The organism is Paracoccus sp. NIOT.M2S5SZ12 (genome assembly GCF_057748165.1).
On record NZ_JBYLFR010000021.1, the window covers coordinates 19,609 to 41,619 of the forward strand.

General features: G+C 65.4%; 21 protein-coding genes and 2 pseudogenes. 3 read left to right on the forward strand and 20 right to left on the reverse strand.

Annotation, left to right across the window (positions count from 1 at the left end; all coding sequences use genetic code 11):
- Positions 1-344 precede the first annotated feature (344 nt).
- From AC2SGK_RS15670 to AC2SGK_RS15680, 3 genes are read left to right on the forward strand one after another with little or no spacing between them, the layout of a single operon-like run.
- Positions 345-653, forward strand: coding sequence for a helix-turn-helix domain-containing protein (locus tag AC2SGK_RS15670; RefSeq protein WP_149589762.1), 309 nt, complete (start codon positions 345-347; stop codon positions 651-653).
- Complete coding sequence (locus AC2SGK_RS15675) at positions 650-1,561, forward strand: reverse transcriptase family protein (RefSeq protein ID WP_488324421.1); 912 nt, start codon at positions 650-652, stop codon at positions 1,559-1,561. The genes AC2SGK_RS15670 and AC2SGK_RS15675 overlap by 4 nt, the downstream gene beginning before the upstream one ends.
- 22 nt (positions 1,562-1,583) lie before the next feature.
- Positions 1,584-2,924, forward strand: a complete 1,341-nt coding sequence (locus AC2SGK_RS15680) for a DUF7986 domain-containing protein (protein ID WP_488324422.1) — start codon at positions 1,584-1,586, stop codon at positions 2,922-2,924.
- Positions 2,925-3,385: 461 nt separating this feature from the next.
- Here AC2SGK_RS15680 and AC2SGK_RS15685 read toward each other — a convergent pair whose 3' ends face one another.
- The 20 genes and pseudogenes from AC2SGK_RS15685 to AC2SGK_RS15780 form a co-directional block, all read right to left on the reverse strand.
- Positions 3,386-4,141, reverse strand: a complete 756-nt coding sequence (locus AC2SGK_RS15685) for a hypothetical protein (protein WP_488324423.1) — start codon at positions 4,139-4,141, stop codon at positions 3,386-3,388.
- On the reverse strand, positions 4,138-4,566 hold the full coding sequence (locus AC2SGK_RS15690) for a hypothetical protein (protein WP_216032407.1): 429 nt from the start codon (positions 4,564-4,566) through the stop codon (positions 4,138-4,140). The genes AC2SGK_RS15685 and AC2SGK_RS15690 overlap by 4 nt, the downstream gene beginning before the upstream one ends.
- A 508-nt stretch (positions 4,567-5,074) precedes the next feature.
- Positions 5,075-5,203, reverse strand: coding sequence for a hypothetical protein (locus AC2SGK_RS15695; protein WP_488324424.1), 129 nt, complete (start codon positions 5,201-5,203; stop codon positions 5,075-5,077).
- A 22-nt stretch (positions 5,204-5,225) separates the two neighbouring features.
- Complete coding sequence (locus AC2SGK_RS15700; RefSeq protein WP_488324425.1) at positions 5,226-5,444, reverse strand: hypothetical protein; 219 nt, start codon at positions 5,442-5,444, stop codon at positions 5,226-5,228.
- A complete protein-coding gene (locus AC2SGK_RS15705; RefSeq protein ID WP_043132468.1) occupies positions 5,444-6,103 on the reverse strand; it encodes a lysozyme in 660 nt (219 codons plus the stop codon). Before AC2SGK_RS15705 ends, AC2SGK_RS15700 begins: the two co-directional genes overlap by 1 nt.
- A 65-nt stretch (positions 6,104-6,168) precedes the next feature.
- Entirely contained in the window at positions 6,169-6,408 is a 240-nt protein-coding gene (locus tag AC2SGK_RS15710) for a hypothetical protein (protein WP_074971075.1), read from the reverse strand.
- Positions 6,409-6,427: 19 nt separating this feature from the next.
- Entirely contained in the window at positions 6,428-7,171 is a 744-nt protein-coding gene (locus AC2SGK_RS15715; protein ID WP_488324426.1) for a DUF2793 domain-containing protein, read from the reverse strand.
- Between the two features lie 14 nt (positions 7,172-7,185).
- A pseudogene (locus tag AC2SGK_RS15720) lies at positions 7,186-9,306 on the reverse strand (baseplate multidomain protein megatron); the annotation flags it as partial.
- Between the two features lie 573 nt (positions 9,307-9,879).
- Positions 9,880-11,700: pseudogene (locus tag AC2SGK_RS15725) on the reverse strand (baseplate multidomain protein megatron); the annotation flags it as partial.
- Positions 11,701-11,703: 3 nt separating this feature from the next.
- Positions 11,704-12,141 carry an NlpC/P60 family protein gene (locus AC2SGK_RS15730; protein ID WP_488324427.1) on the reverse strand — a complete coding sequence of 146 codons (438 nt, stop codon included), beginning with the start codon at positions 12,139-12,141 and terminating at the stop codon, positions 11,704-11,706.
- Positions 12,142-12,203: 62 nt separating this feature from the next.
- On the reverse strand, positions 12,204-13,088 hold the full coding sequence (locus AC2SGK_RS15735; protein WP_488324428.1) for a DUF2163 domain-containing protein: 885 nt from the start codon (positions 13,086-13,088) through the stop codon (positions 12,204-12,206).
- The gene (locus tag AC2SGK_RS15740) at positions 13,085-13,711 is read right to left on the reverse strand and encodes a phage distal tail protein, Rcc01695 family (protein ID WP_488324429.1); all 627 of its coding nucleotides are present in this window, start codon (positions 13,709-13,711) and stop codon (positions 13,085-13,087) included. The genes AC2SGK_RS15735 and AC2SGK_RS15740 overlap by 4 nt, the downstream gene beginning before the upstream one ends.
- Positions 13,711-16,110 (reverse strand): tape measure protein, encoded by a 2,400-nt coding sequence (locus AC2SGK_RS15745; RefSeq protein ID WP_488324430.1) that lies wholly within the window; start codon positions 16,108-16,110, stop codon positions 13,711-13,713. Before AC2SGK_RS15745 ends, AC2SGK_RS15740 begins: the two co-directional genes overlap by 1 nt.
- Positions 16,073-16,339 (reverse strand): DUF7697 family protein, encoded by a 267-nt coding sequence (locus AC2SGK_RS15750; RefSeq protein WP_100526102.1) that lies wholly within the window; start codon positions 16,337-16,339, stop codon positions 16,073-16,075. Before AC2SGK_RS15750 ends, AC2SGK_RS15745 begins: the two co-directional genes overlap by 38 nt.
- On the reverse strand, positions 16,336-16,773 hold the full coding sequence (locus tag AC2SGK_RS15755; protein ID WP_085376818.1) for a hypothetical protein: 438 nt from the start codon (positions 16,771-16,773) through the stop codon (positions 16,336-16,338). Before AC2SGK_RS15755 ends, AC2SGK_RS15750 begins: the two co-directional genes overlap by 4 nt.
- A 3-nt stretch (positions 16,774-16,776) precedes the next feature.
- Positions 16,777-17,721, reverse strand: a complete 945-nt coding sequence (locus AC2SGK_RS15760) for a phage tail tube protein (protein ID WP_488324431.1) — start codon at positions 17,719-17,721, stop codon at positions 16,777-16,779.
- Positions 17,610-19,220, reverse strand: coding sequence for a DNA methyltransferase (locus tag AC2SGK_RS15765; protein WP_488324432.1), 1,611 nt, complete (start codon positions 19,218-19,220; stop codon positions 17,610-17,612). Before AC2SGK_RS15765 ends, AC2SGK_RS15760 begins: the two co-directional genes overlap by 112 nt.
- Positions 19,220-19,402, reverse strand: a complete 183-nt coding sequence (locus AC2SGK_RS15770; RefSeq protein WP_488324433.1) for a hypothetical protein — start codon at positions 19,400-19,402, stop codon at positions 19,220-19,222. Before AC2SGK_RS15770 ends, AC2SGK_RS15765 begins: the two co-directional genes overlap by 1 nt.
- 9 nt (positions 19,403-19,411) lie before the next feature.
- A complete protein-coding gene (locus AC2SGK_RS15775; RefSeq protein WP_488324434.1) occupies positions 19,412-20,404 on the reverse strand; it encodes a DNA cytosine methyltransferase in 993 nt (330 codons plus the stop codon).
- Between the two features lie 4 nt (positions 20,405-20,408).
- Positions 20,409-21,716 carry a site-specific DNA-methyltransferase gene (locus tag AC2SGK_RS15780; RefSeq protein ID WP_488324435.1) on the reverse strand — a complete coding sequence of 436 codons (1,308 nt, stop codon included), beginning with the start codon at positions 21,714-21,716 and terminating at the stop codon, positions 20,409-20,411.
- Positions 21,717-22,011: the final 295 nt, after the last annotated feature.

Genomic DNA, 22,011 nt, shown 5'->3' on the forward strand with positions numbered 1-22,011 from the left:
TCCGCGCGATGCGATCCGCGACGACGACCCGACGACTTAAGTCCGCAGCTCGCGTTGCGGCACGGGGATACCTAGGAGATAGCCTCTGCCCTGATTGCCTCTTGGGAAGGCGGCACACTCGTCGGGATGGTCCCGGCGAGGAAGCCCAGGAGGTTGCGACATGGGTACTGAACCTGTGAAGCCCCTGAGCACCGGGCAGTGGATCCGTCGCTGGATTCGGCGTGTTCTTCGGAAACGTCGGACCTTGATGGTCGCGTTCTGGATGGTGAAAGCCATCGTGTATCTGGCGCGACTCTTCTTCTGAGACGGCTCCTAGGTGTTCAACTGCTGAGGATGGGAGAAAAATGCTGAATGAAGCTCTTCGCCTGGTTCGGGTCTACCACGACCTGTCGCAGGCAGACGTGGCCGAACGCGTCGGGCTTTCAAAATCCTATGTTTCGGAGATCGAGAGTGGCGAAAAGAACGTCTCTCTTGCGGTTCTGGAGAAGTATTCCACTGCCTTCGATATTCCGATGTCCTCGCTCATGCTGTTTGCAGAGCGCGTGGAAGGTGCAGGGAAGGCTGATGCGATTCGGGCGTATGTCGCAGATAAGGCGCTGAAGATGTTGGATTGGGCTGCGACAATCTCCGAGTATCGTGGGGCGGGCAGGTGAGCCACGACCGCAACCAGTCTATCCTGTACAAGGTAACAAGCCCGCAGATGCTGGCGGATCGCCTGCTGATTTCCCGAGGGGAACTGGACGCGCTCCTTGCGGATGCCGACCCCTACAAGCGGTGGATCGACAAGAAGTCCGGTCGGGCAATCCAGGAACCTCGACCGAAGCTAGCAAAGGTACATCGCAGGATCGCAACCCTTCTGGCCAGGATCGACACGCCAGCCTATCTGCACTCGGCCAAGAAGGGGCGATCCTACATCTCCAATGCTGCAGCACATTCCGTCGACGACGGGTGCGTCAAGATCGACGTCCGGAGGTTCTATCCGTCAGCGAGGGCTCAGGCCGTCTATCACTTCTTCCTCGACCGAATGGCTTGCGACGGTGATGTTGCCGGAATGCTCGCGAAGCTTCTGACCGTGGACGGACATCTGCCAACAGGCAGCAGCGCCAGCCCAATCGTTTCGTACTTCGCCTACGAGGACCTGTTTCATGAACTTGCGGTCTTGGCCGAAGCATCTGGCTGCAAGATGACCGTCTACGTCGATGACATTGTATTCACGGGGGCAGGGGCGACGCGGCGCCTCCTGTTTGAAGCTCGGAAGGCCATAGGCAAACGGCACCTTCATGGGCACAAGACCAAGCTCTTTCGGCCCGGTCAGCCGCGGATCGTCACCGGAGTTGCTGTCACCAACAACGGCCTTCGGTTGCCGAACCGGCGCCAGGTCCGCATTGCCGAGGACCAGAAGCTGTTCGATGACCTGCCACTTGGCCGCGAGAAGCTCATCGTCGCACGGCGGCTCACTGGACGACTATTTGAAGCCAGCCAAATCGATGCAGGGTGGCGATTGCGCGCTGAGGCCATGGCTGCCCTGCGCGATGATATTCAAAGAAAGATCGGTCGCTAGACCGGCATAGACAGGGCTGGTTATGGCTGAACGCAACGACATTTCCGGCCTTTTGGCCTTCATCGGCCGAGAAGGTGACTGGCGCGAGCGGCTGCAGGATATTGTCGCCGAACACCTGATGCCCGCGCTGGAGGAATTCGAGATCGATCAGGACGGCTTGGCCGACCTGCTTGGCGAGCAGTGGTCAGGCGTCCTCTGGGGCTGCGCGTTCGAGGATTTCCTTGGCCAGCACTATGAGGATGGCAACATCATCGATCCCTATCTGAAGCGGCGCGGCTGGAAGGAAACGGCCTTGAACCGGGCCTATTTCACCGCGCTGCGGGATGCGCCAGTCAGCCTGTACGAAGTCGGCGATGTCCAGCCTGGCACATCGATGGTGCTGCGCGACCTGCTGTCGGATGCCGCACCCGTCACGGTCAGAGAGAAATCCGCCACACGCACGCTGAAGCAATGGGACCGGATTGCCGTGCGGGTGCTGCCCGAACGCGATCACCATGTCATCTCCGGGGCGCTGTTGCCCTTCCGGGCCGAGGCGGTGGATTTCCTGTTTGCCGGGCTTCGCGATGCCCTGAAGCTAAAGAAGCGAGATGCGCTGCGGCTTTCGCACGATCAAATGATGGGCTGCGCACCCATCTTCACCTCCGCCTGGCTGTTCATCGAGATCGACCGCGCTCTCGCTCCGGAACAGCCGCAGTTCACCAATTCGGACGGCGACGATGTGCTGTTCCACGATCTGCGCTACCCGCTTGCCAGCGGCGTGACGCAGAAAGCAGTGGCGGAGCGTCTGGACCGGGTGAAGGGCTTCCTGGCCGAGGGGCCGAAGTTCTGGAACTGGCTGGCTGCGCGGAAGGGGCGCGGCGGCAAGGCGGGCGGTGGCATCATGCTGGACACTCAGATGGAGGGGGCCACCGTGCTGGGCTCGCTGGAACTGAAGGGCAAGACGCTGCTGGTGACCGTCAACTCGGCCGAGCGGGCGGCCAAGGTCCAGACGTTGATCGGCGCGGCCGCCGGGGATTTGCTGAGGGCACCGTTGACCACGATCCGGACGGTTGAGCAGATGCGGGCCGACCATCGGCATGATGGGCCAAGTGACGCCGCCGATGAAATCCCGCCAGAGATCGCGCGCCAGCTCATGCGAGATCACCTGGACAAGCACTACCGTGAAACGCTGGATGGGCCGATCCCGGCGCTGGGCGGCAAGTCACCACGTCAGGCTGTCCGTACGGCTGCGGGGCGCGAGAAGGTGATCGAGTGGCTGAAGATGCTGGAAAACCGCAGCGCCGGGCATGGCGAGGGGCCGATTGCAGAGTACGATTTCGGCTGGATGTGGGTCGAGCTTGGGCTGCTGGAACCTCGCAAATGAAGGCCGACAAGACGGTCTGCGATGATGATCTGCGGGGGAGGGCGCGAGGGCTACATCAACACCACATCAACCTGCGACTGCGGGCTTCGTGCCGGTCTTGCGTGTGAATCCGTGCGAACGCTGATGTTTGCGAGGGTGAAAATCAAGCCATAACAAAGGCTTGCCGCGTAAGACGCTGATTTCGATGATTTTTCGGTTTTGCCCTTCCATGGGCTCATAACCTGAAGGCCGCAGGTTCAAATCCTGCCCCCGCAACCAAAAAAACACGTAATATCAGCACGTTAGAAGCCGTCCGAAAGGACGGCTTTCTGCGTTCGCGCGACGACTCAACACCAACTCAACAAAACACCCGTCGGTGAGACGCGCGGAGCGGGGCAAGGGCCCAAGGGCCACGGGTGCTGGCCCCATGGGTTTTCCAGCATCTGGTACGGTATTCCGAGGGGTCTGATGCGATAAGGCGCTTAGACGCTAAGCCGCGGAAGTGCAGGGGCGTCGCCAGCTGCGGCCCCAGAAAGTAGCTCGTCCCGCCAACTCTTTAGCGCCGCCCGCGCACTCTCGATCGCTTGTTGGTGCTCAGAGATTTCTGCATCTGGTAGGTGCCTGGCTACTGCTACGCCAGCATCAAACGTGTATGTGGCAACACGGATCGGCCCAGCGACTCCGCCTGGGTTTGTATCGATGACGTGCTGAACAACCCAAGTTGCCATGAACACGCCTTCTCGGGTCGTCGGTTGTGCGTTGTTCGCGCAAAATGTGTCTGCGAGGAAACGTAAAAAGGGATCAGCTGATAGCTTGCCGGAGCCGAGAGCCACATAGAAATGATGCTGGTCAAGAAATCGTGGCTGTAGGGGGCCTTCAAATACGCAGCAGTGGTGAGTGCCATGCATTTGGAATGAAACAATCGCATTGGCACCGATTTGGCCCATTCCAATGCCTGTTTGCTGAAGCTGTTGAATGATGCTTCCGGATAGCGACACCGCATAATCGAGCGGGTGCTGAACTTGTGCGATGAGCCCGTGCGAGCCATTCGTCATTGTTTTGAAGCGATCAGCCTGCCCCTGATCACCAGCAAACGCGAAGAGTTGTGGCCCATCGAGTACGGACAGCTTCTGCCCATGATGATGGCCCACCGGCATGCCGCCCATACTTGGAGTGATCATGCTGTCAGCGGCAATTACGACGCCATCTGTGCAATGAAAGGCTACGACAACCGTCATCCCCGAAAAACGCTATTAACCTTCATGTCCGGGTAAGCCTTATAGATCGAAGCTACGAGCTGTTCAAAAGATAGCGTGCGCACCCATGTTGAAATTTCACTAATGAAGGTGCGCGCGTTTTTTGGCATTTCCGCAAGGCTGGCTTGGCCGCGCGTTAAGCCCTCAGGAGTAAGGCTGTAATTTCGATACTTTCCGGAGCTCTGAACACGCGTAAAGCCCTGACAGGCAAGTGCGTCCAACCCATCATAGACGGCCTTATCGAACGGGCCATAATCATAGGCACGGAAGTTGAAGTGCGGCCCACCCACAAGGTGATGAGCTTCGCGGTCAATCAAGAAAAACAGCTTCTGCACCTGCACTGGTGAGAAGGTTGCGCCTGCACCGCCAGCCGCAAGGGCAGCCAACAGGATGTCGTCTCGGTCCATAGCGTCCTCCGGTTCAGACCGATTCTATCTTACATGTCAAGTCTTGACGAGCCATAAACGTTTGACTCATCGCCTCTACTTTCACTGAACTATGAGAACTTAGCGACACGCCAGCGCTTGCTGCTGCATGATTTGGCAGTCAACGAGGATGCCCTAGATAACGGATTTCGGCGGCAGTACATCAACTTCTATTACTGGGCTCTGCTGGAGCCCGGCGGGATACTCGGCCACTGGCGGGCAAGCCTGGTGGTCAGAAACCGCCCTCGCGCAACCGCTCGACAGGATTGTCACGTTTACGAGGACGCTCCGTCCTGGCGACTAGCGCCGTTCTTCTAAGGTGCGCAATTGTGCCCCTCTCGGCAGGGGACAGGGCGGAGCATCCGTGCCACCATTCCAGCGCAGCGAATCCCTGCCACTTTTTGAAACCATGAATCCGTGAACCGGGCCGGGCATGGCGCTGCGGTCGAGGCGTCTGGCGCTTCCCGCGGGGCTTTGCCCGGCCCGGTCCTCACCTGCAGGCCCGCGCCTGATCGCGCATCACGGCGTAGTTGCTCATCATCCGAACCAGTACGGCGTTTTCCGGCATCGCTTCGACCTCAGCTGCGGCGCGGGTTTGGTCGGCGGTGCTGTATTCCACCACGGGCGGGCAGGGTGCGGTGTCAGAACTTTCCGTCGCGCAGCCGCTCAGCGAGAGCGTCGCGATCATGAGGGCGGCGGCTGGCTGCTTCCAGCATCCTTTGATGTGCATCATTGGTCCTTTCTAGATTTTCGAGGCGTTCGTTGGCGCGCCCGGCCTTCTCGCCGCTGCGCCGCGCGCCGAGGATGAACAGGATGGCGGCGGCGGCGATGGCCAGCCAGGACTTGAAGCGGGCCAGCATCACGAGGCCCGCCTGATCAGCCGGAACAGCACCCAGGCCCCGGCCATGACGATCAGCGCTGCCAGCGCGAAGGAGACCGGCCCGTCGCCCTGCAGCGTCCCGGTCAGCCCGGCAAGCGCGCCGCCCGCCGCTGTCAGTACTTCCGGCGTGACCAGCTTTTCGACCAGGGGCGGGACTGCGGCCTCGACCGTGCGCGACGAGACAAAACTGCCCTTCGACCACAGGCCGATCTCGGCCGCGCGGCGGTTGACCAGCCCGGTCATCTTCTTGCCGTCATTATAGACCCATCGCGCAAGCTGATCGGGCACGGCATCATGATCGCCGGCATTCAGCTTTCTGAGCAGGGTGGAACCAGCGAACTGCCCCTCGCCGATGTTGAAGACAAAGCTGGTCAGCGCCGCCCTTTGCCCATCGGTGAGCGGCACCTTGACCAGCCGGCGCAGGATATCCTCGGCCTCGCCCAGATCGTGCTCCAGCGCGGCCTCGGCCTGCGCCTCGGTGATTTTCAGGCCCTTGTGGACTGTCATGAAGCTGTCCGAGATATGCCCGTAACCAATGGTCCAGGGGGTGCCGTCCTTGCTGCCCGGATCGGGATAGGCTTCCAGCCGCAAGCCCTCCCAGCGCTTGACGTGCTCGATGGTTTCTTTCGCTACAGACATGATGTTCTCCAAATGAAAAACCCCGCGCGCTGGCGGGGTGGGTGGATGGTCGGGTTGGGCGTCGGTCAGTCGCGGGCGGGTCCGCTGCGTTCCAGCAGGCGTTTGATGTCGGCGCGCATCTCGCGCAGCATCTCGTTCTGTTCCTTGCGGGTCTCGGAGATCGCCTGGCGGTCGGCGTCGAGCTGTTTTTCCAGCCGCGCCACTTCGCGCAGGGCAGTCTTGCTGCTGCCCTCAAGCCGCACGAGCCAAATGCCAAGGCCGGTCGCCGCCATGATCGCGCCCCACCATTCGCGGATGGTATCCATGAAGTTCTCTCCCATGGGTTCAACCCGGCAGGCCGCAGGTCAGATAATGGATGGCGATGCGCACCGCGCCGCCGGCAAAGCTGCCGCCATTAGCGGTGAGGCGCACGGGCGTGTCGGCATAGAAGGCGGTCGGGCCGATGACGCCGATATTGCTGCTGCCCACGGCCACGCCGAGCGAGCCGCCGAACTTCGAGGGCTCGCCGTTGACGCCGCAGTCGAAGGAGCTGGGCCCCAGCACCGCGGTCACGGTTCGTGCGGAGACGCCGAGCACGATGGCGCGGTTGGGGATCTGGATGGTCGAGTCCCGGCTGGCCCCGGAAAGGCCGGAGAGGGTTTCTTCCCGCACCGCCATGCCGGTGGTCGCGCCATTTGCCTCCCGCGCCACGGCGACCGAGGCTGCCTGCGCGATGAAGCCCATGGCATCCACAACCGGGATCCACGCCGATCCGGTCCAGACGATGGCCTGCGCCTCGTCCTCGATCCAGGCCATCCAGCCGGCGCTCGGCAGGATCCGCATCCAGGCGCCGTCGATCCAGTAGGCGATGCTGCGGTCCCAGCCAGCCCACGCGCCCGTCGCGCCACTGGCTGCGATATAGCGGTCGCCTTCGGCCGGACTTGCCGGCGGCGCGGTCAGATCGCGGTCGAGAACGGATAGCTGCACGATGCCGTCGAGCAGTCGTAGCGCCTCGTTCATGGTCACGTGCTTCTGGGCCTGCGCGGCCATGATGAACGGCAGCGCGAGATGCGCTGTGGTGTCAGGCATGGGTTGTCTCCTGTTTAGAACCAGAGGGTGGTGACAGGGGCCGCCCCGGCACCGAACGCCTGCCCGATCTGGGCAATGCGGATATCGAGGGACTCACCGGGGGCGAGCGGCGCGCCCCAATCGGCGGTTTGCTGCGCCGCAGTGTAGACCGCGCTGGCGGTCACAGTCGTCAAGGATCTCTTGACAACTGCGCCGTTGAGGATCTCGACCCGCCAAGACTCGCCAGCCTCGGACATCGGGATCTCGACCGCGTTCCAGCTGTCGGCGGCGAGCGAGCGGTCGCGACGGATCCAGCGGATGGTCAGGTCGCCGGGGCTGCGCGCGCGCCGCCACGGCTGCTCGACATGCACGGGCGCGAACGGGCGCAGACCCGTGCCGCGTAGTGTGAAGGCCCGCGCGGTGAAGCTGTCGTCGCTGACCGGACGGCTGGCCGGGCCGATGCGCCAGTTCCACGGCATGCCCAGATCGGCCTCGTTCACCGGCAGCGGGGCCAGCGCTGTGTCCAGCACCACCACCCGCGCCCCGGCCGGCACCACCGCCGCCATGTCGGTCTCCGTGCCACGCTGGCCTCGCAGCAGGCGCGACAGCCGATATCGGCCGGGGGCGATCAGTTCGGCGGTGCCGAATTGCAGGATCTCCCAGCCGCCGCCCGGCTGCGCGACGGCGAGCGCGTTCTCGCCAGCGAACAGGCGCAGGTCGGTGACGCTCTCGAGGGTGCCTGACAGCAGGTCGAGATAGACCGAGTTGCCGTAGTCGAAGCGCGAGGTCGGGCCGGAATGGAGATCGGCCACCAGTTCGCCCATGCGCGCCCGGGTGCTGACTGTGGTCAGCAGTTCGAAGCCGGAAGCCTCGGGGCTGCGGAACACCGCCATCTGGCCCGGCCAGGGGCGGGCATGGGTGGCGATCAGCGGGTGGTATGGCGCGACATCCTCGCGCAGTTGCGGCAGGTTCAGAAGCTCGACCAGCGGTGACCCGAACACCACCGGCCGGGTCAGCGCGGCCGGGCGGGGGCTGCCGGGCGGCAGATCATAGGCATCCCGGTCCTGGCGGATGCTCTCGATGCTGCGGGCCTCGGCATCCGAGGTGGTGAGGATGCGCAGTTCCGCGCGCCGGCCGTCATGGTCGAGCGCGATCACGTCGCCCGGGTCCAGCGCCAGCAGCGACGGCGGCAGGCTGAAGGCTCCGGTCTCGCGGCCGATCCATGCCTCCATCAGCGCCCGGCGGCAGCGCCGGTCGGCTTCCTCGGGCGGCACCGCCACCGCGAAACTGTCCGAGGAGACCCTGCTGGCATCCACGGTGATGCGGCGGGCCTCGACCGTGATGCTGTCGTAATCCTCGTCCGCGCGGGCGACCTGCCATTTCAGTGCCTGCGGCAGTTCAGTCTCCTGGCCCCGGGTCAGTTCCATGACGTCGCCCGCGCCCGAGGATACCATGTCGTCCGGGGCGATGGTCGCCACCGGGGCGCTGCCGCGCATCACGAACCTGATCCGCCCCTCGCTCTCGACGGCATCGAAGCCGAAATGCCGCGCCAGCATGGTGATCGAGGTCCGCGGCGATTCCAGCGCCGAGATCACATAGCCATCGACAGCGCCGGTCAGGCCCGAGACATCGATCCACGCCGAGGGCATGCCGGCGCGCAAGCAGAGGTGGCGCACCAGCGCCGCCAGCGACACGGCGCCCAGCCGGCCAGTCAGCCAGTGCCCCAGCCGCCAGTTGTCGCCATCCGCCCATATGTCCCCGAGTTGAGGGAAGAACGGATAGGGTCGGGCATCCCAGGTCCATGCCGCGCATTCCGCAACCTCGACCATGCGGCCGGCATATCCGGTCGAGACCGGGTTGTTTGCGGCGTCACCCCAGAACAGGTAGGTCGCTTCCAGATAGGCTCGCTGGACGGCATCGTCGCGCCAGCCGCGTGAGAACCAGGGCACGAAGGATTCCGAGGATTTCGGGTCATGAAACACGTTCGGCTGGTTGGGGCCGCGATCCACGGCAGGGCAACCGAGTTCGGTAAACCGGATCGGCTTCGACTGCGGCAGCCATGCGGTCGGGGACGCTGCGGGGATCCCGCCTGGGCGGTTGCGATGCGGGTTTGACCACCAGCCGCGGATGTCCTTGTAGCGGAAGATCCACGGCTCGGGCACCACCGCGGGCAAGGTCGCGAAACTCGGGATCGCGCCCGACCATATGCTGAGATTGCTGACCAGCGCTCCCGGCCAGGGGAGTGCTGTCGTGACGGTGCTGGACCCCGGCACCGGGCCGTTGGCAAGGCCATATCCTGCGCCGTTGTTGGCGGCCCATGTGCCGGATACGGACCCGCCGAAGCTTGCCGTGGCCGCAACACTCCCGTCGACTGCAAAGCCGATCTCGCCGCTTGCCATGTCGAACCATGCGACCAGATCGACGGTCCTGTCGGCAAGTGAGGCGGCAGGGATCGCGGCTGTCCTGGTCTGTCCGATGGCCGAGAAGATCTCGTGCATGATCAACTGCCCGCCGGCCAGGCCAAAGAACATGCCGCTGCTCTGGTTGCCGATCTCGAAAACAATGCCGTCCGCGATCAGGGCCGGGAACTGAACCCGGCAGTATAGGGTGATGCTGGCACTCCGATATGGCACCGTGGTGGTGAAACTGGTGCCGGGACTTTGGCTGATGCCGGGTGCTGCAACAGGCATCGCGGTGATGACCTTGCCGCCGGCGCCCGGTGTGATGCTGTCCTCGATCGGTGTGCGGTTCTGCGCGATCCGGTCGCCCTCGCTGGCATAGTACCAGTCGAAGCCCTCGCCGCCGGCAATGTTCGATTGCAGATAGGCGCGGTCGTAGATTGACGGCCATGCCAGCGCATCGAGATGCTCCCAGCCATCGCGCCAGTCGGAAAGCGGCATGTAATTGTCGATACCGATGAAATCGACATTGTCATCCGCCCAGAGCGGGTCGAGGTGGAAGAACACGTCGCCCGAGCCGTCCTGCGGATGGTGCCCGAAATACTCCGACCAATCGGCGGCATAGCTGATCTTAGTGCCCGGCCCGAGGATCGAGCGGACGGCAGCGGCCAGCGATTGCAACGCGGCAACCGCCGGATAGGTCGATGCCCCGGAACGGATCGAGGTCAGCCCGCGCATTTCGGATCCGATCAGGAAGGCATCAACCCCGCCCGCCGCCGCGCAGAGGTGGGCGTAATGCAGGATCATGCGCCGGAAGCCCCAATCCGCCCCGCCGGTCCAGGTCACGCTGTCGCCGCTGACTGCGAAATCCGAGGGCTGGGCATTGCCGAAGAAGGCATCGACCTGCACCGCGGCGGCGGCGGTCTTGTCCACGGTCCCGGCGAAACCGGCCGCAGGTGAGCAGGTGATCCTGCCGCGCCACGGCAGCACCGACTGGCCGATGGCCGCGGCATAGTCGGACCAGGGATCCGGCAGGGTGTTGCCGGCCGGGACATCCATCATCAGAAACGGATAAAAGGTCACCTTGAGCCTGCGCGCCCTCATCTCGCGGATGGCCTGCAGCACCGAGAAATCCGCTGGCGTGCCACCATAGATCGGCCGCCCCTGATCGTCCTGACTGACCACCAGCGCATCGCCGCGGCTCACGCCGTTGACGCTCCAGGCAGGCGTGGTGTTCTTCTGCGCCATTTCGACCTTCGGGCGGATCGTGCAGCTTCCGGCGCGCAGATCGTCGCCGAACCAGGACACCACCAGCGAGGCGCTTTCGACCTTTGGCACCATGGCTTCCAGCCGGTCCAGCGAAACCACCATGTCGGCGGTTCCGGCCATGGCGTTGACATTCTCGGCCGCGCTGTCGCCGTCCCCGGCCTTGTGCACGATCTGGGTTGCGTAGGACCATTCTCCCGACGCCGGGATAATGGTGACCGCGGGCACCAGCCCCTCGGCGGTGTCGGCATCGTCCAGAGGCCGGAACACCTCGAAGGACAGTTGCGGCAGGCGGTTGCCGAAGCGCGCCAGCGGCAGTTCCTCGAACACCACATAGGCGGTGCCGCGATAGGCAGGCGTGTTCCCCACCCCCATCTTCGCTGTGATGAAGGGGTCGGGGGCCTGTGCCTCGCTGCCCGGATACCAGCGCCACGTCGCCTCGCCGAGATCCACGATCTCGCCATCAGCCCAGATGCGGCCAATGCCGGTGATCGGGCCTTCGCAGAGAGCGACAGCGAAACTGGCATAGTAGAGGTACTCGGTCGTGGTGACCTTCTGCCCGCCGCCCTTGCCGCCGCCCTGGCGGGTGGTGTTAGTTTCCTCGCGGAAGTCGGTCGCCCAGATGATATTGCCGCCGATGCGCATGCGGCCATAAAGGCGCGGGATCACCACGCCCTCGGTCGCCGAGGTTATGCGCAGGCTGTCCATGCGCTGGCCCTCGATGCGCTGGCCGGGCAACAGCGACGAGACGATCCAGCTGTCGACCATCGAGCCGATGCCGGAGCCGATCATGCCGCCGATGGCAGCGCCGGAGAGGCCGAGGATCGTGCCGCCGAAGCCGCCGCCGATGGCGGTGCCGACCGCGCCGAGAAGGATGGTTGCCATGAGTCAGGTCTTCTTCTTGTGCAGGCCGGGCGCCGGGCGCGGGAACAGGAAGGCGAAGGCAATGCGCCGCCGCCATGCGATGGTGAGCGGTTCTTCGATCACCCCGAGCCGCTCATAAGAATGGACGAATGTGCCCTCGCCGGTCAGGATCCCGACATGCTTGACGATGGCGCCCGCGCGCATGCGGAACAGCACCACCGCGCCCGGCCCGGCCTCGGCCGGGTCGATGCGGATCATCACCCGGCCGGCATTCTCGGCCAGCACCTCGCGGCTGCCGATCTCGCCCCAGTCGCGGCTGTAGGGCGGCACCGGCAGCGTCTCGCTTCCGACCACTTCGCGCCAGACGCCGCGCGCCAGCCCGAGGCAGTCGCAGCCGACGCCCTTGACGCTGGCCTGATCGTGATAGGGCGTGCCGAGCCAGCCGCGCGCGGCGGCGATCACGGATCGGGGATCGGCGGGCCGGGCATCAGATGCTGCATGCGGTGCAACAACTGCCGCGCCGCTCACAGCACCGCCCCCTCGTGCCCGCCATCCGCCGTGGCGTAGCGGACAACCGCGTCCTGGCCGGGGATATGCGGGAAGCCGCGGAAGTTGGCGATGTTGCTGAACTTGGCCGCGCAGGTCGCGCTGCGCTTGTCGCAGCCGGCGCGGATGGTGAACGCATTGCCGCCCGCGACCGCGCGCACAGGCGCTTCCAGCAGCGTGATGGTGACCACGCCGGATGCGATCTCGTGCAGCATCACTTCGGCCAGCCGACCGCTGTTCGGGCCGCTCGTCCATTCCAGATGACCGAAGCTGAACCAGCCGCTGGCGAAGCCACCGAGGCCGGAGGCGGTGAAGGCGCCGTCGCGGATCGGATCGACCACCGCGCCGGTGCCGCGATAAGCGGCGGCGGCAATGTTCACCCCGCAGCGGCTGTCGCCCAGTGCCGCATCGCAGGTGCCCTGATAGACCCGGCCGACCGTCTGACCCAGCACATGCGCCATGCTGCGCACCTCGGCGACGAAGGACATGCGCCCGCGCCGCAACTCGCCGATGGCGCCGCGCCGGATCAGCACCCGCTGGCCGAGGGCGTTCCAGTTCACCCGCCAGACCTCGACCAGTGCGTTGTCCCAGCGCCCGTCCAGAATATCGGTCTCGGTGATCCGGCCCGAGGTCAGCGCTCCCTGCGCATCCTGGGAATCTACCGACAGATCCGAGCCGGCCCGGATCTCGGATGCCGAAAGCCCGCTTTCCGGCTCATAGTCCGTGCCGCCGAAGGCAAGCGGGCAATCATGATCGGTAAAACCGAAGCTCTGGCCATCGGCGCGGGTGATCTTCCAGCACCAGGCCAGCGTGGTGGTGCCATCGTCCAGATGCGCCTGCAGGGCAGGAGGGAGCGTTTTCATCGGCGGATTTCCACGAGCGGGATGGAGGTGATCGAGCCGAGCCGCTCGATATCGAGGGTGACGTCGAGCGCGTCACTGTCGAATCGCACCGGCACATCGAATTCGAAGCCGGCGCGCACGGCCACGCCGTTACCTGGGGGCGCGGCGAAGGTGACGGTTCCGGTCGCCGGATCGACGGTCCAGCCTGATAGCTGGCTAACGCCGCCCAGCGCGATGCTGATTGTGCCCGCCACCGGCTTGGTGATGGTGCGGACCCATGTCTGCGACCCGGAAGCGTATCGCTTCACCAGCTGGAAGGCGGTGCGTGTGCCGTCCCCGGTCCCGATCAGCTGGTCGGCAGCATTCGGCGTCTCGCTCGGCTTGCAGGATTTGTGATCAGCCCAGTCCTTGAAGCGGAAGCCGTGCAGCCGCCCGTTGCGGGCCTCGAAGAAGGCCACCACCACGTCGAGATCATCGGCGCGGCGGATGCCATAGGAGATGTCATAGCGGCGGCGCGAGTTGGCCCAGCTGGCGTTGCGTTCCTCGTCGCCGGAGGCCAGTTCCACGATCTGGGTGCGTCGTTCCGGGCCGCCGCGCGCGCCGCGGCTGATATTGTCCGGGAACCGGACATCGTGAAAAGTCATTACATCCCTCTCCTTCCCATGGCGACGGCCCGCGCGATATCTGCCGAAATCTGTGCTCGCGACTGCCGGAAGCTCTCGGCATCGCGGGCGTTGATGTTGATGGTGACGCCGCCCCCGTAACCCGCCGCTTCGCGGCGCGAGAGCACCCGCTCGCCCTTCTGCAGGATCGCCGGCACCTCGTCCGAGCGCAGCCCGGCCCAGCCGCCGGAATGCATCCGGGGCGCATTGCCGAAGGCCATGGCCGAGACCATGCGGGACGGCGCTGCACCGCCGACCATGCCGCCGGCATGGAGGATCGGCACATTCAGCCCCGGCATGAAGCCCGACAGAATCCCGGCCAGCGGCCCGAGCAGGAACCGGCGCGCGCCCAGCTTCGCCATGTCGGCCAGCATCGAGGTCACGAGGTCGTTGAAGTTCAGCTTGCCGGTCTTCACGAACTCGCCGACCGCATTCTCGGCGCTCTGGAACGCTCCGACCAGCGCGTTGCCGATATCACCGCTGATGTCGCGGGCCTTCTGGGCATAGTCGGAGAGCGGGGCGATAACCGCATCCCAGCCCTGTTTCGCCTGTTCCGCGCCGTTTGTAGTGTCTTCGCCGGCTTTCTTGCCAGCCGCACCGGCCCGGCCCGCAGCGCCACCGGCGCGATCCATGGCACCGGCAACCCGCTCGGCCGCGCCAGCGGCATCGTCCAGAGCGTTCGCGCCATCCTCGCCCGAGGCGGTGACTGCATCCTTCAGCGCCTGCCAGCTTTCCAGCGGCGCAACTGCCGCCGCGCCCAGCGCCTGTGCAGCGTCGAGATGGGCGGAGGTAGCCGCGGCGGCCTGATCGGCAAGATCGCCGAACAGGTCCGGCGGTTCGATATATGTCCTGTCCCAGGCTGCGCTGAACGCCTCGGCGGCGGCGGAACCTGCATCAGATGCCGATCCCTCGAACGGGTTGTCGATGCGCCCGATGCTGAACGGGTCCAGAAGGCCGATCTGCGCCCCGCCTTCGCCGACAGCCCATTCCGGCAGCATGGCGAGGGCGGCGTTGATGCCGGAGATGAAACTGTTGATGCGGGTGACGACGCCGTTCAGCATCGCCTCGACCCCGGCGATCAACCCGTTCGCCGCCTTGAACGCCAGATCGCCAATGGCATCCGGCAGCAATGCCCAGATCGCCTTGATCGCCTCAAACCCGCCGTGCCAGACCGCAACATATCGGTCCACGGCGGTGACGCCCCCGGTCACGATCAGGTCGAGCACCGTGAACACATAGGCGCGATAGCCATCCCAGGCCGCATTGAGCAGCGCGAACGATGCCTGGAAGGCCAGGACGATGCGCTGGCCGACCTCCTTTGCGACATCGCCTAGCAGCTTGAACGCCGTGTCGATGCCGCCGACTGATTTGACCAGCGAGGAAAACTGGTAGATCAGCTCGCCCGCCGCGACGATCAGCGCGCCGATGCCGGTGCGGATCAGCGCCCCCCGCAGCACGGTCAGCGCCGTGGACAGCGAGAAGGTCGCGACACGGGCGGCGACAAAAGCCGCCACCCAGCGCCCCGCCATGAAGCCGGCGAAGGCAATCGCGAGCGAGGCGAGGCGTTCGATATTGTCCGCGACAAGGATCAGCACAGAGGCGACGGTGGAGGAGGCACCCAGAAGCTGATCCCAGCTGCCAACCAGTTGCAGCGCCGCATTGCCGATCAGCGTGAACGCGTCGCCGATGGTGGCCGGCATGGAGTCCGCTTCCTCGCGCAGCAGCTCCAGATTGCCGACCAGCGCGGTGCGGATCACCTCGCCGGTGATCGCGCCCTGCGTTCCCATCACCCGCAGGCCGGAAACTGTGGTGCCGAGTTCCGCAGCCAGCAGTTCGGCCACCCGGCCGCCGGTCTGGATCACCGTGTTCAGGTTATCGCCAGACAGGCTGCCCAGCGCCATCGCCTTCGAGAGCGCGTTCTGGACCGAGGCCGCGCGCTCGGCCTTTGCGCCCGAGACCACCATGGCGTTGTTCAGCGCCTCGGTGAAATCGAGGCTCTCGGCGGTGGAAAGTCCGAGTTCGCGCAGGGCGGTGGCGTTCGAGAGCCAGCTTTCGGTCGTCTGCTCGATTCCCGAATAGGTGCGCCGCGCCATCTGCGCGAGCCGGTCCATGACGGCGGCGCCCTTCTCCTGCGACCCGGTCGCCAGATCGACCCGCGAGCGCAGATCGGTCCAGGTATCGGCATATTGCGCGACCTGGCGGATGCTGAGCGCGCCAGCCGCGATACCGGCGAGGCGGCGCAACATGACGCCGGCCGTGTCCACCTCACGCGACATGCGCTTGAAGCTCTCTGCACCCGCATTGCCGACGCCTTCCAGTTCCGCGCGGACCTGGCGTCCGTTCTCAGCGACGAGACGAACGGAAACTTTCTTCTCGGCCATCGCCTCTGCCTTCCTCGATCTTCTGGTTTGTCCTGCGGATCATTTCCGCCTCGATCACCGGCAGCAGTTCCACGACCGCGAGCGGTGCAATGCCAAGGGCGCGGCCCATTTCCAGCGCCGCGCCCATGTCCCAGCCGAGAACCGCGCCGGGGATCGCCCGGACCTGCCCGCTCAGCCGCCCGGCCAGATCCCAGACCTGCCAGCCCTCTTGCGTTTCGGGACTGTTCAGCCGGGCAGGGCAGTCGGGGCAGTGTCCGGGGCAGGCTGCGCAATATCGCTCGCCCCCGCCGAAATGCCATTCGGCGAGGGCGCGGAGCCGTTTTTTTCCGCATCCAGCACCAGATAGGGGCCCAGAACCTTTTCCTGGAATGCCTCGAACACCGGCCAGATGTTCAAGAGCGCGTCGATGCCTTCGGGCGTGACCGGCAGGTCGATACCCTCGGCATCGCCGACGCCCGACCATTCGGTAATCACCATTCTGGCGACGGCCTGCGCCATGGCCACGGCCAGCACTTCCTTCGGTGCACCCGCGTCGAGGGTATCGAGGGAGACATCGGAGCGCGCGGCGGCCATGATGGATGTGGTGATCGGGGCGACCCGGATCATCAGGCCGGGCAGGAGGTCGATCCAGCGCGGCTCGGTGGTGAGGTTCAGACGGATCATGGTTCAATATTCCTCGGTGTTGTTGACAAGGGTGATGGTTGCCATGCGCGCCGGGCTGGACCCGCGCGCGGCTTGCCAGTCGAAGCTGGCCTGAATGCCCTGCGGCCCGCTGATCTCGATGCGGGGGCGGGGTAGATAGACGGCATGGGCGGTGACGGTCAGGCTTTCGCCACTGGTCAGGGTGTATGCGAACTCCAGTTCGCACGGCCCGCCGGCGATGGCCTGGTTCATCAGCACCATATCGGCAAAGCGCAGCTCGATCTGGCCGTTCAGCGCGGCGATGGAGGGATCCGCGCCGTCGATCATGCCGTCGCTGCGGATGGTTTCGATCCGGTCGAGGTTGTTGGCATAGGTGATCTGGGCCGAGATCACGTTGCCCAGCGCCGCGCCATTGCGCGTGATGGCGCCGTTGAAATGCCCGAAGCGCAGCAGGTCGAGATCGGTGGGCGTGCCGGCCTGCGAGGTGCTGGCCACGGTCTCGCCCTGTGCCACAAGCTGGGCGCTGGCGGTCAGCAGCCCCGAACGCTGCATGGTCCAGCTGAGCTGATTGACCATGACGCCGGAATACATGGCAAAGCGCGGCACCTCCGGCATGCCGGTCTCGATCGCCATCGACGGCAGGGTCCAGTTGCCTGACCGGAACTCATGCGTATAGGGTCCCGGCGCGGTTCCGGTCGTGACCGGCGCCCCGAACGCGGCCTTCAGCCAGAAGCCGAAACCCTCGGCATCGATGGGGATGGTCAGATCGCCATCCGCGGTGATCGCATCCTTGACCGGGGCCAGCGGGTCCCGGCCATGCCCCAGCAGCTCCGAGCCGAGCAGCGGCTGTTCGGCGCTCAGCGTCGAGGATGCGAAGGGCAGGCGGGTGAAGCCGCTGACGGGGGCGGTGCCATAAACAGTCTCGAACGCAGCCGCGAGTTGCGACCGCGCACCTTGGGCGCGTGCCATGGAAGGTTCCTTTCTATGGAAGCGATCCCGTGCCGGGACCGGGTCAGTGCAATGGCGGCTTGACCAGCGCGGCCAGCCTGGTGAGGCCCTTGGCGGTCACCCGCACCTGCTCGGTGACCTTTTCCGAACCATCGGCGCGCAAGACAGTGGTGATCCTGTGCTCGAGCAGGCTGGTCGCGGTCTTGCTGTGGTAGCCGAGAAAGCTCGCGCCGCCGGGGCGTTTGTAGATCCAGCCATTTTCCTGCAGCCAGAGAAACAGGTCTTTCGGGCGCATCTGCAAAAGCTTGGCGGCGTTGGTGATGCAGAATGACCCATCCGCCTGCGCGATCCGGTCCAGCTTCTCCTGTGCGGGCACCCGGATCGCTCCAGGCGGCGATCATCTCCTCGGCCAGCCGGACCGGAAACACCGCCGGATGCGCGCCGCCGGCAATAGCGCCCTTGTGGCGCATCACCCGGATCACGCTGTCGGGGATGCGGTGGCTTTGGATCGCGTTGCCGGCGCCGTGCTTGGCGCTCACCGTGCCATCGGCCGCGCGCAACCCGCCGCCGCCCAGCACCTCGCCGGCATGCTTGCTCTCCACCGTCTTGTTCGGCCGCCGTGGCACCCGATTGAAATGGAAGACGAACTCATGCGCCGGGGCATAGCGCCCGTTCCAGTCGCCGGGCAGGCCGGGCCCCTGATCCCAGACATACCAGCCGAAGCGGCGCCAGCCCTGCGTCCGCATCCACTGGATCCATGCGTCCCAATATGGAATCCATTCGCTGTCGCGATGCACCAGCCCGAGATTGACCAGCAGCTGCGCACCCTCGCTCACCGGCGCCGCCGCGAACACGCCCTGCATCAGCCGGTCCCAATCGCTGACCTTCTCCTTCGCCGCGCCGTAATCGCGCTGCTGGCCATAAGGCGGCGAGGTGAAGAGGAGCGTGGCGCGCTGCCCGTCCATCAGCCGCGCGACCGCCGCCGCATCCGTGCTGTCGCCGCACAACAGCCGGTGATCGCCAAGGATCCAGATATCGCCGGGGCGAGTGACAGGATCCTCTGGCAGGTCAGGGATGCCGTCCTCTTCTTCTTCCGGAACGGCGCCGAAACCCGATGCCTCGGCGTCTCCGAGCAGATCGGCTAGCTCGTCATCCGAGAATCCGACCAGATCGAGGTCGAAATCCAGCCCCTGCAGCGCTGTCAGCTCGGATCGCAACAGTTCCTCATCCCAGCCCGCGTTCTCGGCGATGCGGTTGTCGGCAATGACCAGCGCCCGCCGCTGAACCGCGCTCAGATGCGCCAGCCGGATCACCGGCACCTCGGCCAGCCCGAGGCGCTGCGCGGCCATCAGCCGCCCGTGACCGGCGATGATCACGCTGTCCTCGCCGATCAGGATCGGGTTGGTGAAGCCGAACTCTGCAATCGAGGCGGCGATCTGCGCGATCTGATCCGGCGAGTGGGTGCGGGCATTGCGGGCATAGGGGGTCAGGTTGTCGACCGCGATCAGCTCGATCTGCATCACAGTTCGAAATCCGGCTCGAGGGCGCCCATCGCCTTCAAACGGTCGATGATCGGCTTCATGTCCGCGGCAACCTTCTTCCAGTCCGTCGCAGCGAACTCTTGCGCCCATTGTGACGCATCCCATTCGGGAAACGTCACCCCGCCGATCTGCTCTGCCGGCATCATCATCCTGGTTTGCATCACGCGGCCTCACCCATCGGCCAGCAGCTGAGCTGCGAGAGTTCTGAGCGCATGCGCCGCAACCAGGGGCACCACGCCGTTGCCACAGAGGCGAAGCCGGTCCACCCGGTGGGCCAGCCCATCAGCGCCTCGACGAATAGCGGGTTCAATGTCCGGGGCGTGTCGCAGAAAGTCTCGCCAGCCATCGGTGTCACAAGGACCTGGCGGCCAAGCAGGCCATTGACCGGCGTGTTGGCAAGGCTCGTCGCCCCGTCCTTGTGGTCGCGTGCGGTCGGCGTCATCCACAGGGCGCCCGCGTGGGTCAGATCGGCCGCCCGGCGGTTGCCGGCGCTCGGTTTGCATCCATCCGTCGCCATCGGCGTGGGCCAGAGGCGCAGCATTTCCGTCCGGTTGCCGCCGCTCGAGCGGATCCCGGAGCAGGCGCGCGGGGTCGGCCAGCTCGTCCCCCTCGCGGATGGCGAGGATGAACAGCCGCTCGCGCCGATGGGGCGCACCGACTTCCGCCGCCGTGAAGAGGCCTGCCGCAAGCCTGTAGCCCAGACCGACCAGTCCTGCGGCGACTTCGGGGAAGCCGAGGCGGAGATGATGGGCGACATTTTCGAGGAAGACGAAGGGCGGCTCAACCTCGTCGATGATGCGGGCGACGTGGGGCCAGAGGTGGCGGGGATCGTCGGCGCCCCGGCGCTTGCCCGCCACGCTGAACGGCTGGCACGGATATCCGGCAGTGACGATATCCACCGCGCCGCGCCATGGGCGGCCGTCGAAGCTGGCAATGTCGTCCCAGAGAGGCGCGTGATCCAGGGCCGCGTCTTCCATCCGCGCCACGATAACGGACGCGGCGAAGGCCTCCCGCTCGACGTAACCCACAGTTCGATATCGGGGGCAGGCAATGGCAAGCCCGAGATCGAGGCCACCGGCACCAGCACAGAGGGACAGGCCGAAGAGGCAGGCGCTACCGGCTCCGGCAGGCAGGCCGGCGGAAGATACAACCAGGTCATGCATGGCCTCACGCGGCGGTCTTGCGCTTGCGCGCGGGTTTCGGCTGGGAAACGGGGTCGCTGGCCTGCACGGCGGGGGCGGCGGGATTGGTGCCCGACCGTTCACCGGCAATCTCGGTGAAGGATCGGCCGTCGCCCTCCAGCATGGCCACACCGCCGGTCAGGTTTTGCCAGCGCTCGACCGCGACATCGACATAAACCGGGTTCAGCTCGATGCCGAGGCAGGTGCGGCCGGTGGTCTCGGCGGCGATCAGCGTGGTGCCGGATCCCATGAACGGCTCATAGATGGCCTGGCCGGGGCTGGAATTGTTCAGGATCGGGCGGCGCATGCATTCGACCGGCTTTTGCGTGCCATGGACGGTCTCGGCGTCCTGATCGCGTTGGCTGATATGCCAGAGCGTCGTTTGCTTGCGGTCGCCGGCCCAGTGGCCCTTGCCCTTGGCGCGAACGGCATACCAGCAAGGTTCGTGCTGCCAGTGGTAATCGCCGCGGCTGAGGATCAACCGGTCCTTGGCCCAGATGATCTGCGAGCGGATGTTGAAGCCGCAAGCGATCAGGCTGTCGGCGACCGTGGTCGCGTGCAGGGCGCCGTGCCAGACATAGGCGACATCGCCCGGAAACAGCGCCCATGCCTCGCGCCAGTCGGCACGGTCGTCGTTCAGCACCTTGCCGGTGCGCTTCGTGGCTGATGCGCCGGCCTGGTTGCGCCAGTTCGGGTCATATTCGACCCCATAGGGCGGATCGGTCACCATCAGCAGCGGCGTCACCCCGCCCAGCACCCTCTCGACATCCGTCGCCACGGTGCTGTCGCCGCAGAGCAGCCGGTGGGGCCCGAGGATCCACAGATCGCCGGGGCGCGAGACCGGCTCGGCCGGCGGCTCGGGGATGTCATCCTCGCCCTCGATGGCTCCGGCCGTCTCCGGTGCCTCGATTTCCGCGAGCAATTCGCCGAGTTCGTCATCCGAGAAGCCGACCAGATCGATGTCGAACCCGTCCGCGCGGATCAGTTCGATCTGCTCGAGCAGGATCTCGGTGTCCCAGCCAGCGTTCAACGCGATCTTGTTGTCCGCGACAACCAGCGCCCGGCGCTGCGCTGCGTTCAGGTGCGCCAGCACGATCACCGGCACCTCGGAAAGCCCCAGTCGCTGCGCCGCCATCAGCCGCCCGTGGCCGGCGATGATCACGCTGTCCTCGCCGATCAGGATCGGGTTGGTGAAGCCAAACTCGGCCATCGAGGCGGCGATCTGGGCGACCTGGTCGTCCGAATGCGTGCGGGCATTGCGCGCATAGGGCACCAGCTGCCCGGTCGGCATCATCTCGATCTGCAAAGGGCGAACTCCAAAAGAAAAGACCCGCTGCGACAGGGCAGGCGGGTCCAAAGTGATGGACAGGCGAATGTCCGAGAGGTGGCGAAGGGGCCGGCAACCCTGGCAACCCAAAGTGGCAACCGGCGGGTGGAAACCCAGAAAAATCCTTTGACGCTACCGGGCTAGCGCGCTCATGCCCCCCGCATAGCGTTGCCGCTGCGGAGGACCCAAGGCCGGGGGGAGGCGGCCGGCTGGGCGGCTTTCGCCCCGATCATGGGATGAATATGGCCCGTATCGCCTGCTT

Bases quoted from the DNA above. Each gene is read 5' to 3' on its own strand.
- AC2SGK_RS15760 (WP_488324431.1), bottom strand. From the start codon at position 17,721: ATGGCACGCGCCCAAGGTGCGCGGTCGCAACTCGCGGCTGCGTTCGAG.
- AC2SGK_RS15735 (WP_488324428.1), bottom strand. From the start codon at position 13,088: ATGAAAACGCTCCCTCCTGCCCTGCAGGCGCATCTGGACGATGGCACC.
- AC2SGK_RS15765 (WP_488324432.1), bottom strand. From the start codon at position 19,220: ATGCAGATCGAGCTGATCGCGGTCGACAACCTGACCCCCTATGCCCGC.
- AC2SGK_RS15745 (WP_488324430.1), bottom strand. From the start codon at position 16,110: ATGGCCGAGAAGAAAGTTTCCGTTCGTCTCGTCGCTGAGAACGGACGC.
- AC2SGK_RS15740 (WP_488324429.1), bottom strand. From the start codon at position 13,711: ATGACTTTTCACGATGTCCGGTTCCCGGACAATATCAGCCGCGGCGCG.
- AC2SGK_RS15670 (WP_149589762.1), top strand. From the start codon at position 345: ATGCTGAATGAAGCTCTTCGCCTGGTTCGGGTCTACCACGACCTGTCG.
- AC2SGK_RS15770 (WP_488324433.1), bottom strand. From the start codon at position 19,402: ATGCAAACCAGGATGATGATGCCGGCAGAGCAGATCGGCGGGGTGACG.
- AC2SGK_RS15715 (WP_488324426.1), bottom strand. From the start codon at position 7,171: ATGCCTGACACCACAGCGCATCTCGCGCTGCCGTTCATCATGGCCGCG.
- AC2SGK_RS15775 (WP_488324434.1), bottom strand. From the start codon at position 20,404: ATGCATGACCTGGTTGTATCTTCCGCCGGCCTGCCTGCCGGAGCCGGT.
- AC2SGK_RS15700 (WP_488324425.1), bottom strand. From the start codon at position 5,444: ATGCTGGCCCGCTTCAAGTCCTGGCTGGCCATCGCCGCCGCCGCCATC.
- AC2SGK_RS15705 (WP_043132468.1), bottom strand. From the start codon at position 6,103: ATGTCTGTAGCGAAAGAAACCATCGAGCACGTCAAGCGCTGGGAGGGC.
- AC2SGK_RS15755 (WP_085376818.1), bottom strand. From the start codon at position 16,773: ATGATCCGTCTGAACCTCACCACCGAGCCGCGCTGGATCGACCTCCTG.
- AC2SGK_RS15780 (WP_488324435.1), bottom strand. From the start codon at position 21,716: ATGATGCCGACCGGGCAGCTGGTGCCCTATGCGCGCAATGCCCGCACG.
- AC2SGK_RS15690 (WP_216032407.1), bottom strand. From the start codon at position 4,566: ATGGACCGAGACGACATCCTGTTGGCTGCCCTTGCGGCTGGCGGTGCA.
- AC2SGK_RS15685 (WP_488324423.1), bottom strand. From the start codon at position 4,141: ATGACGGTTGTCGTAGCCTTTCATTGCACAGATGGCGTCGTAATTGCC.
- AC2SGK_RS15710 (WP_074971075.1), bottom strand. From the start codon at position 6,408: ATGGATACCATCCGCGAATGGTGGGGCGCGATCATGGCGGCGACCGGC.
- AC2SGK_RS15680 (WP_488324422.1), top strand. From the start codon at position 1,584: ATGGCTGAACGCAACGACATTTCCGGCCTTTTGGCCTTCATCGGCCGA.